The 10711-nt window shown below is 43.0% G+C and carries 5 protein-coding genes; 1 reads left to right on the top strand and 4 read right to left on the bottom strand.

The window, feature by feature from the left end; translation table 11 throughout:
* Positions 1-59: 59 nt before the first annotated feature.
* The 4 genes from ACULLH_RS13470 to ACULLH_RS13455 all read right to left on the bottom strand — a co-directional run bounded on the left by ACULLH_RS13470 (position 60) and on the right by ACULLH_RS13455 (position 9346).
* Complete coding sequence (locus ACULLH_RS13470; RefSeq protein ID WP_454089277.1) at positions 60-1331, bottom strand: hypothetical protein; 1272 nt, start codon at positions 1329-1331, stop codon at positions 60-62.
* Positions 1332-1445: 114 nt separating this feature from the next.
* Positions 1446-3401, bottom strand: coding sequence for an OmpA family protein (locus tag ACULLH_RS13465; RefSeq protein WP_454089276.1), 1956 nt, complete (start codon positions 3399-3401; stop codon positions 1446-1448).
* A gap of 11 nt (positions 3402-3412) precedes the next feature.
* Positions 3413-4384, bottom strand: coding sequence for a PorP/SprF family type IX secretion system membrane protein (locus ACULLH_RS13460; RefSeq protein ID WP_454089275.1), 972 nt, complete (start codon positions 4382-4384; stop codon positions 3413-3415).
* Between the two features lie 18 nt (positions 4385-4402).
* Positions 4403-9346 carry a gliding motility-associated C-terminal domain-containing protein gene (locus ACULLH_RS13455; protein WP_454089274.1) on the bottom strand — a complete coding sequence of 1648 codons (4944 nt, stop codon included), beginning with the start codon at positions 9344-9346 and terminating at the stop codon, positions 4403-4405.
* 522 nt (positions 9347-9868) lie between these two features.
* Here ACULLH_RS13455 and ACULLH_RS13450 point away from each other — a divergent pair.
* Positions 9869-10657, top strand: a complete 789-nt coding sequence (locus tag ACULLH_RS13450; protein WP_454089273.1) for an NIPSNAP family protein — start codon at positions 9869-9871, stop codon at positions 10655-10657.
* Positions 10658-10711: the final 54 nt, after the last annotated feature.

The following is a 10711-nucleotide window of genomic DNA, read 5'->3' as shown; positions in this document are numbered from 1 at the left end:
ACCCCGTAGCGGATAAATCCAACTACGGGGTAAACAACTAACCAACCTAAAAACTATCTTTATTGCACGCTTCTTGTACTTCTTGATCGTGTACCTGTGGTGCTGTTTCTTTTATAATTTGTGTTTCCAGAACTTCTCTTTACTGTTGTCTTCGTACTTCTAGAAACCGTTTTTCTCGGAAGACTGCTTTTCTTCGTTACCGATCTACTCGTACTTTTTCTGCTCTGTGGCTTTCTGTACGTATTTGTAGTACTTCGGGTAACTGTTCTTTTTCGCGGGGTAGTAGTAACCTCTCTTTTGGTGACCGTTCTACTATTTGGCTTCCTTGTTACCTGTCTTTGGGTAACCGTTCTTCCATTGTTGTTTCGCGATACAGTATTTCCTCTTCTATAATCACTCTGTTTTACACTTCTGTTCGAACCAGAACTTCTTGTTACTTTGTTATTTGAACGACTTACAGTATTGTTTCCTCTTCTATAATCACTCTGTCTTACACTTCTGTTCGAATCAGAACTTCTTGTTACTTTGTTATTTGAACGACTTACAGCATTTCCTTTTCTATAATCATAGTCATTACGACCAACTCTTTGATTACTTCTTCCATAATCAGCACCATCTCTTCTAATATGATTACCACGACGGGTCACTCTTTTGTCATTTCTGTAAATTCTATCTCTTCTATAATGTCTATCATTTCTATAGGTCTTTCCAATTGAAGCATAAGCTCTTCTGTGGTTGTACCTATAAGGTCTGTAGTACGTATATCGTACTGGTCTATAGTACCTTCTGTACGGTCTGTAATACACGTTACAAAAGTTTACCGCAGGACGTGCAAAATATCTATGGAATGGTCTATATACATAGTGTCTATTGTATATGTTGATGAAACCGGTATAGTGACTGAACACTCCTCCATTGTAGAATACATTCAATCCTCCAACCCTACGTACGCGACCATTTCGGTACCATACATCCACATTTCCAATTTGGGAAACACGCCCATAATAATCATAATAAATTGGAACGTTCTCCACTTGGATCACCGCGCCATAGTCATCATACTGAACAAATGGGTTGTAATTGAATCCTGAGTTGAATGTGACACCAACATTACCTATTCTGGCACCAACACCTACATTTACTTGATTACCGATATAAAAATCGAACTCTCCATCTGGGTATACTGAAAAAGTTACCCCATCTTCGACAAAGATGAATGAGTTCCCGTATCGGTAAGTACTTGCAATTAACGTCTTACCTTCCATTGTGGCTGCTGAAGAGCTTGGAACTCCCAGCAAGACCGCTGCTATAGTGAGTACTAACTTTTTCATACTATTCGATTTTAAATTCTGAATGCAACTATTTACATTCGAAATGTAGATACCAAACAGCGTGCCAAAAAAAGTTATAAGATTGTAACTATCTGAAAATTAATGTATTAAAACCTAATTTTGAATAACAAAAACTGATCTTCGATTAAGCTGATGTTTTTGTTCGGAACATTTCACCCCATTCGAACACTCGTTCAACAATTGGGTTTCCCCATATCCTTTGGAAGAAAGTCTATTCCTTTCAATTCCATGTTTTACCAGCCATTCCATGGTGTACCAGGCACGTCTTGAAGATAGTCGCTTGTTGAACTCTGAGCTAGATCTGGAATCGGTATGGGATTCTATATGGATTTTTAATTGTGGATACTCCTTCATTGCCTGGAGAATCTTGGCTAACTCCACCTCGGCATCCTTTCGTATGGTGTATTTGCCGTAATCAAAGTATATCGGCTGAAGGTTTAATCGACATCCTAGATCATGAGCAGGACAGTCAGCGGAGGTAAGCGCTATGTTCATGTCCAGGGTATGGGTTCCCCTTGGCGTGACAATACTTTTTTCCATCGGATTATAGGCTCTGGTATCATGCTCCGCCCGTATGGCATATCTTTTACCACATTCTATTAAATCTTTAAATGCATAAAAACCGTTGTCATCCGAGGTGATTTTGGATACTTGGTCGTTATTTTCATCTAGCAAAACAACAACCGATGAAGCCAAAGGCTTATTGTTCCTGGCATCGGAAACAGTGCCTTGGATGGTGATTACCCCACATTTTTCCCAAACCCTATAGATATCGTCAGAAACACTACCCGCATTTCCGTCGCGGTTGGAGGAAAGGTAACCGATTTGAGTTTTTTCATCCATAATGAACCCAAAATCATCCTTATTGGTATTTATGGGCTGTTTGAGGTTTGTGACCTTGGAAAAAGGGCCATCATCATACAGGGAAACGGCAAAAATGTCAAGTCCACCCAGACCGAGATGCCCATCACTTGAAAAATAAAGGTTTTGGTTTGCGCTTATGTAAGGAAAGGTTTCCCGTGCCTCTGTATTTATTTGTGGTCCAAGGTTGATTGGTTTGGAGTAGGAATTGGAAGCGTTGTAGATTTCTACATACCAAATATCGGATTCCCCATATGTTCCCTCCATATCTGAGGAAAAATACAATCTGGTCTCCTCAGGATTCAATGCCGGATGGGCAACAGAATAGGAATCATTATTGAAGGGCAACTCTTTTACATTTTTCCAAGACCCATCAGAACTCCGCTGTGCGGTGTAAATTTTTAGGGTTACAAGTTTTTCCGAATTGGTTTTCTTCTTTCCATCGATATAGTTGTTTCGGGTAAAATAGATGGTGTTTCCGTCTTTGGTAATTATCGCGGAGGATTCATGATAAGGGGTGTTGATATCACCCTTAAGGGGTACAGGTTTTGATAATTTCCAATCTTCACCAATTCTAGCTTCGTATAAATCCAAGTAGGGGAGGCCATTCCAATCATGAATTTTATTTCCTTTGGGATTGCCCGAGGAAGAAGCATAGATGATTTTATTTTCAAACAACGATGGACCGAAATCGGAACCAGATTGTTTGTTCGTAATGTTTTCTACAACAAACTTATTGGATCGAAAGTCGACAAGACTGTCCAAGTAGGGATAACTTTCCACAAAGTTCTTGGCGATGTTGGAGCTTGCGGTCAACGAAGTATACGTGCCCATCATCTTTTTGGATTCATGGTACAGTCCTACACTTTTGTAGGTCTGGGCGGCCCGGTAATAGTATTCGGGTTCAAGTCCAGTTGGATATTTCTGAATCAGTTTTTGATACCATTTAATGGCTTCCACATATTCGCTATTAAAGTAATAGGTGTCGCCAAGCTTTTTATATAGCTGTGGAGATTCATACCCAGATTCAGCCACCTTCAAATAGATTTTTCTAGCGTCGATGTATGCGTGCTGGTCGAATTCCTCATTGGCCCTTTTTAGTTTTGATTTTTGGGCGAGCATGCTGTGCCCAGTCAATAAGAGAATTGAAAGAATGAAAATGTTGAGTATGGGAAATCTTTTTTTCATGAAATCTATGCTTAGAAAAATCTGGGAATCAAAACCTTATCGGATCTATTAAAAATGTCAAACCTTAAAAACACTTCGTAGGAACCATCACTATAGGCTTCCAAACTGGTCGATTGGTAATCGTACGCTATTCCTGCGAAGAATGATCGTGAAACATGAAAACCGGCCAGTGCACTGATGGAGGCATCCCATCTGTATGAAGCGCCCAACACAAATTTTTCATTGAACATGAAATTCGCCGATAGATCCAATTGTAAGGGTGAACCGCTTACCGTCTTTAGCAAAGTGGCTGGTTTGAACTTTATGTTTCTTTTCAAATCGAAAACATACCCCAAAATCAAAAAATAGTGCAAACGCTCCATGGCTATACTTGCTGCATCGGCATTATCGAGCGAATTCTCATCAAAGTGTTCAGTATTCAAGAAATTGGGTACTGATAATCCAGCATAAAATCTATCATTGGTGAAGTAAAGACCTGCACCGGCCTGGGGCTGAAGCTTTTGGTCAATATTATTCTGAAAATTAGGATCATTGGGGTTAATCAGGTTCAAGGTGTTGAAATTGACATCCAAAAGGTCCACACCTCCCTTGAGTCCAAAGGACAATCGACTCGTTTTGGATACATCAATGGTATAGGAATAGTCGATGGTGATATTGGATTCCGTTGCAGGACCAATTTGGTCATGCACAATTGATAACCCAAGCCCCATACTGTTGTACAATCCCACCGGTGCATTTGCGGTGAATGTTAAGGTCTGGGGGGATCCGTCGAAACCCACCCACTGGGTGCGGCCCAGCAAACCAAAACTTAGTGTTTCCCTCGAACCAGCATAAGCCGGATTGATTACTTGGGTGTTGTACATATATTGGGTGTACTGGGCATCTTGTTGACCTATACTCCTGAAAAAACAAATCATCAGTAGGGTAGTGGTTAAAAATTTGGCCTTGTTTTTTATCCTGTTTAAGGTTAGTAGGTGGTTCATGGTTTTGATTGGATAACTTTATTCACGGTTGATATACAAGTAACCGGTATAACTTTCTTGACCTGGGTTTTCTTCTGGAAAGGATAGGATATAGAAATAGGTACCGCTTGGTAATTCCTTTTCAAAAGCAATAGTAGCTCTACCGGATGAAGAACCGTCAAATAGATTTCCATCCATTCCATAGGGTTCAGCATCATAAACTAATACACCCCATCTGTTGAAAACTTGTAAGCGGTTATTGGGATAATTTTCAATATCGTCGATTCTGAAGTAATCGTTAAAGCCATCCCCATTTGGAGTCAGCCCATTGTAAATTTGAAAGTCACCAGAAGGTGTTGGGGTTATGGGTGGTTCTGTTGGATTGAAACAATCATTATCCAGCAATGTTATGGTAGGTCTGTCCTCATCCCTGGATTGAAAATCAGAAAGATCGGAAACACTGTTGGTTGTCCCTAGTTCAAATGCTGTTACCGTTGCTTGGTTCTCAACTTGTCCTTGGTTTATATCCTCCTGGGAAATGGGATAGAACAGTACATAAACCCAATATTCACCATTGGCGGAAAGAATGTTGTCATCGTTTTCATCCACCGCTGGTACAGGCCCATCGATAGCTACATTTCCTGATACAACTGCGTCCAGAATTTCGATGCTGTCCAAATCCCTGGTTCCCGTATTGGTCACTACGAAGGTATATTGAATGGTATCTGGACAGTTATCATCATCCAGATCTACCAATTCACTTCCTTTCACAAGACTTATGGAAGGTCCAGCATCGCATGCTCCAGCAGTTGATGTTATGGTAAAGTCATCCTCTGTAAAGGAATTGTCATCAGATAAATCGAAGATGATATTGTTTGTTGAACTATCAACAGCCCTAACTTCTGCACGGTTTTGAACTTGCCCGGCATCAATGTCCACTTGGGAAATGGGATAGAAAGCTTCATACCTCCACGTCTCTCCCACGGATAGCGTACCAATTTCATTAATATCATCTCCTGGGATGGGACCATTGATGGGCTGGCCTCCAAACAATGCCGCATCCGATAAAGAAATTTGAACTAAATCTGTTGCACCGATATTACGGACTTCAAAGGTATAGAGTATGGTTTCAAAGCAATTGTCACCGTCTTGATCCAGGATTTGAGCCGTTTTGATCAATCCGATTGAAGGGCCTGCTACACATGTGCCTACAGTCGAAGTGGTGGTATTGCCATCCAAGGTCTGATCGGTGGGATGTGACAGATCAAGTACTGCATTGTTACTACCATCAATCGCAGTTACCGTTGCTTGGTTGACAACCTGGGTTGCTGTAATATCATTTTGGGTAATGGGGTATTGGACCACGTAGACCCAATCCTCACCAACCGAAAGAACGCCATCGTTATTGTCGTCCTGTCCCGACGGAAGGCTTATGGGGTCATTGCTTATCACTGGATCGATCAGCGAAACTAGGGCAAGGTCTTCTACTCCGGTATTTATGACTGTGAACTGGTATTCGATGGTCTCATCACAGCCATCACTGTTTAGATCGAGCAGTTGAGAATCCTTTAGCAGTGCTATCGCTGGCCCGGCCACACAGGTACCTACTGTTGAAGTGGTGGTGTTTCCATCCAAGGTCTGGTCCGTAGGGTGGGACAGATCCTGTATGGGATTGTTTTCGCCATCGACCGCTGTCACCGTTGCCTGGTTGACGACCTGGGTCGCGGTGATATTGGCCTGTGTAATGGGGTATAGGGCCTGGTAGACCCAGTCCTCACCAACCGACAGGACTGCGTCGTTATTGTCATCCTGTCCTGCGGGCAGTGCGATGGGATTGTTGCCTATCAATACATCTGTCAGGGATACCTGTCGGAGATCTTGGGTGCCGGTATTGGTCACTGTGAACAGGTATTCAATGGTATCATCGCAGCCATCGGTATTTGTATCGAGCAATTGAAAATCCTTGACAAGCGCTATGGTAGCGGCGGACACGCAAGTGCCTACCGTCGATGTAGTGGTATCGCCATCCAAGGTCTGATCAGTGGGATGTGACAGGTCAAGCACCGCGTTATTGCCGCTATCAAAAGCAGTCACGGTAGCTTGATTGACAACCTGGGTCGCAGTGATGTCAGCTTGGGTAATCGGATATTGGACCACGTAAACCCAATCCTCACCGACCGAAAGCACACCATCGACAAGGTCATCTTCCGATGGGTCCAGTGCGATGGGGTCATTGCTTACAACCAAATCAATTAATGAGACCAGAGTAAGGTCTTCTGCTCCGGTATTTATCACCGTAAACTGGTATTCAATGGTCTCATCACAGCCATCACTGTTTAGATCGAGCAGTTGAGAATCCTTTAGCAGCGCTATCGCTGGTCCGGCCACACAGGTACCGACGGTTGAAGTAGTGGTGTTTCCATCCAAGGTCTGGTCCGTAGCGTGGGACAGGTCCTGTAAAGCATTGTTGTCGCCGTCGACCGCTGTCACCGTTGCCTGGTTGACCACCTGGGTCGCGGTGATATCGGCCTGTGTAATGGGGTATAGGGCCTGATAGACCCAGTCCTCACCAACCGACAGGACTGCGTCGTTATTGTCATCCTGTCCTGCGGGCAGTGCGATGGGATTGTTGCCTATCAATACATCTGTCAGGGATACCTGTCGGAGATCTTGGGTACCGGTATTGGTCACTGTGAACAGGTATTCAATGGTATCATCGCAGCCGTCGGTATTTGTATCGAGCAATTGGAAATCCTTGACAAGCGCTATGGTAGCCGCGGACACACAGGTACCTACAGTCGATGTAGTGGTATCGCCATCCAAGGTCTGGTCGGTGGGATGTGACAGGTCAAGCACAGCATTATTGCCGCTATCAAAAGCGGTCACGGTAGCTTGGTTGACAACCTGGGTCGCAGTGATGTCAGCTTGGGTAATCGGATATTGGACCACGTAAACCCAATCCTCACCGACCGAAAGCACACCATCGACAAGGTCATCTTCCGATGGGTCCAGTGCGATGGGGTCATTACCCACCAATGGATCGATCAAGGAAACCAGATTAAGGTCCTCTGCTCCGGTGTTTATAACCGTGAACTGGTATTCAATGGTCTCATCACAGCCATCACTGTTTAGATCGAGCAATTGAGAATCCTTGAGAAGCGAAATTGCCGATTCGGACACACAGGTGCCGGCAATCGAAGTCGTCGTATCGCCATCCAATGTCGGATCCGTTGGGTGGGACAGATCCTGTATTGGAATGTTATCTGGATCTAAGGCGGTTACCGTTGCTTGGTTGACCACCTGTCCGGCATCGATATCAGCTTGGGTAATGGGGTATTCTATCCGGTAAATCCAGGTCTCGCCGACATCAAGAACGCCATCATTATTGTCATCTCCTGACTCGGGTGATCCAATGGGGTCGCTTATTAATGGATCTGTTAAGGACACTGAGGATAGATCCACTGTGCCCGTATTGTCAACGGTGAACTCATATTCAATGGTCTCAAAGCAGCCGTCATTGTTTAAATCCAACAGCTGAAAATCCTTTAGAAGGCTTATTCCTGGAACGCAGGCATTTTCCACTCCAGTGGTCACGGTAATCCGGTCGTCGTTGGGATCTGAAGGATCTGAGTAATCAAATACGGGAAAATCGAATCCCACGGGTTCTCCAGAGACCCATGCTTGGTTACTTACCTGAGTGGCAGCTATATCGTCCAAAGTGATTGTATAAGTGGCATGGAAGGTCCATACCTCACCAACATCAAGGACTCCGGGAATACCGACGTCGACAGTTGGACCTGTAATCGGATTAAGGGAAAGAGCTTCATCCATCAATGTGATTTCGTCCAAGTCCACATCCCCTTCGTTACGAACTATAAAAGTGTAGAGTATGGACTCCGAGCAGCCATTGATATCTAAATCTGCTAAACTCCCTGTTTTTAATAGACTAATATTTGATATTCCAGTAGCACCTGGTAAACAGCTGGGATCATCAACAGGTGTAGGGGAATCATCATCCAAAGTAAAATCTGAATCATGGGAAAGATCGGAAATTTGTGCGCCAGTATTGACAACCTCTGCCATTACTGTAGCTTGGTTGTAAATAGTTCCTGCAACAATCAAGGTATCATCTATTGGCCATAGGATGCGATACTCCCATTCTTCACCGGGTGATAAAATGCCATCATCGCCAATATCATCGCCAGCTAGAGGTCCGGGAATATTGCCTTGTAAAATTTGCGTATCCGTTACCTCAATTTCATTTAGATCAAGGTGTCCTGTATTTCTTACGATAATGACATACTCGATACTTTCATCACAAAAATCCCCATCTATATCTATGGTAGTTCCACCTTTGATCATACCTATCGAAGGAATTTGGCAATGGGTAAGGTCGATAATGGTGGCTCCATCGTCCAAAACATCCGTAGGGTGTGAAAGGTCACTTACTTGTAGTGCCTGTCCCTGAACATTTGCAACAACGGTAGCCGGGTTGAGTCCAAATTGACCGTCAATGCGGTTTTGCTCGGTAATAGTATGGAATATAACAACTAGCCATGTTTCCCCAGGTTCAAGCAAGAAGTTTGCATTATCGTCCCCCGTAATAGGAAATGGTTGGGAATCAGCATCATAAACCAATCCCAGATCGATATCGTTGATCACGACATTGCTAAGTATCTCACCGGAGGTGCTCTCATTGGTTACGGTGTAGGTGTATTCAATGTAGTCGCAGCCTCCTGGGGCAGGGGGAAAACCCCAATCAAAAGTCGCCCCTGATTTGATAATGGCAATGGCTGGAACAAAGAGTTCAACGTTTGAAGTCATATGGGATGGACCATTTACATTCATCGAGATTAGGCCATCAAAACTCGGTCGGGGATTATGTGGCGCCAAGACTTGAATGGCAACCGCAAATAGCGCGAAGAGCAGTAGTACGCTATATAACTTTCTCTTTTTTTGAGTTAAATGGGACCTATGATACATGACGATTTGGGTTTTAACCTGTTTTTGGTTGGTTGGTGTTGGAAATACAGGGATTCCAAAGCCCGGCAGGATGCCGTGCACCTGTAGGTTGGGTACAACTTTGGCTAAAACTTGGTTGGGCTATTGGAGCAGCAAATGACAAATTGGAAGTACATACGAATGTTGTAGTACTTGAAACCACTATAGTAAAGACCAGTATGATAGCGCGTAAAAATATTGTCAAATGAAACCTGTATTTATTAGCAATTCATTTTTAAATCTATAAGCGTATGCTGTAGATATTTAAAAACGACCTACAGTCTCTTGCAAAAATTTGATTTTCAATAGGATTTCTTTAAGCTATATTTACCAAAGGGGAGTATGACTTGATAAACCATGCTTTTGGATTGATGGAAAATCTTGATAAATTGGAGTTTTTTACAGAATGACATGAAATTAATGTTCCTCTACAATGCGCTTAGGTGATATACGCCCCTTTTAGGGGAGAACGGTTTTATATATCTTAAAATCAAATCTTTAACAATGAAAAGAATACTAGTGTTTTTTACCATCCTCAGTATGGTTGCGTGCAAGCAAACCGAGAAAAAGGAGGAACCTTCAGCAGTTGTTGCTACGGATGCGGCACCTGCTACACCACAGTTTTTTGAAATGCGGACATACTATTGTCATCCAGATAAATTGAACAATCTTTTAGATCGATTTAATGATCACACCATGGATTTGTTTAAAAAACATGGTATGGTCAATTTGGGATATTGGCTACCCTTGGATAACCATGAAAACAAATTGGTCTATCTATTGGGATATCAAAACAAGGAAGATCGTGACAAATCGTGGGAAGCTTTTATTAATGATCCAGAGTGGAAGAAGGTAAGGAAGGCTTCCATAGCGGATGGCGCCATCATCGATTCAATAGCCAATAGATTTTTGACCTATACCGATTATTCTCCCGAACTCAAAGTTGAAAAAAAGGAGCCCAGGATATTTTCCCTCCGTACCTATTATACCTTTGAAGACAAGTTGGACAGTCTGCACAGTAGGTTCCAAGATCATACGCTCAAGATTTTTGAAAACAACGGAATCAACAACCTAGTTTATTTTGATTTGGAAGAGGGTGAGGAAGGTGCAGATAATACCTTGCTATATTTTGTAACATTTTCAGATACGACAGCGCGTAGGCAAAGCTGGGAAAATTTCGGTAATGATCCTGCTTGGAAAACCGCTTATGAGAACTCCATCAAGGACGGTAGACTTGTTGATTCCCTTACCGCAGAACTATTGGTTCCAACAGCTTTTTCACCAATCAAATAGATATGGGTTGACAGGAATTGCGCTTCGACTTCGCTCAGCGCCCCTGCTCGGATG

The organism is Flagellimonas sp. 2504JD4-2 (assembly GCF_053642935.1).
Note: the sequence above shows the minus strand (reverse complement) of the source record. Positions and strands in the feature narration are given on the sequence as shown.

Excerpts from the sequence above, each read along its gene's own strand:
- ACULLH_RS13470 (WP_454089277.1), bottom strand. The coding sequence starts at position 1,331 with ATGAAAAAGTTAGTACTCACTATAGCAGCGGTCTTGCTGGGAGTTCCA.
- ACULLH_RS13465 (WP_454089276.1), bottom strand. The coding sequence starts at position 3,401 with ATGAAAAAAAGATTTCCCATACTCAACATTTTCATTCTTTCAATTCTC.
- ACULLH_RS13460 (WP_454089275.1), bottom strand. The coding sequence starts at position 4,384 with ATGAACCACCTACTAACCTTAAACAGGATAAAAAACAAGGCCAAATTT.
- ACULLH_RS13455 (WP_454089274.1), bottom strand. The coding sequence starts at position 9,346 with ATGTATCATAGGTCCCATTTAACTCAAAAAAAGAGAAAGTTATATAGC.
- ACULLH_RS13450 (WP_454089273.1), top strand. The coding sequence starts at position 9,869 with ATGAAAAGAATACTAGTGTTTTTTACCATCCTCAGTATGGTTGCGTGC.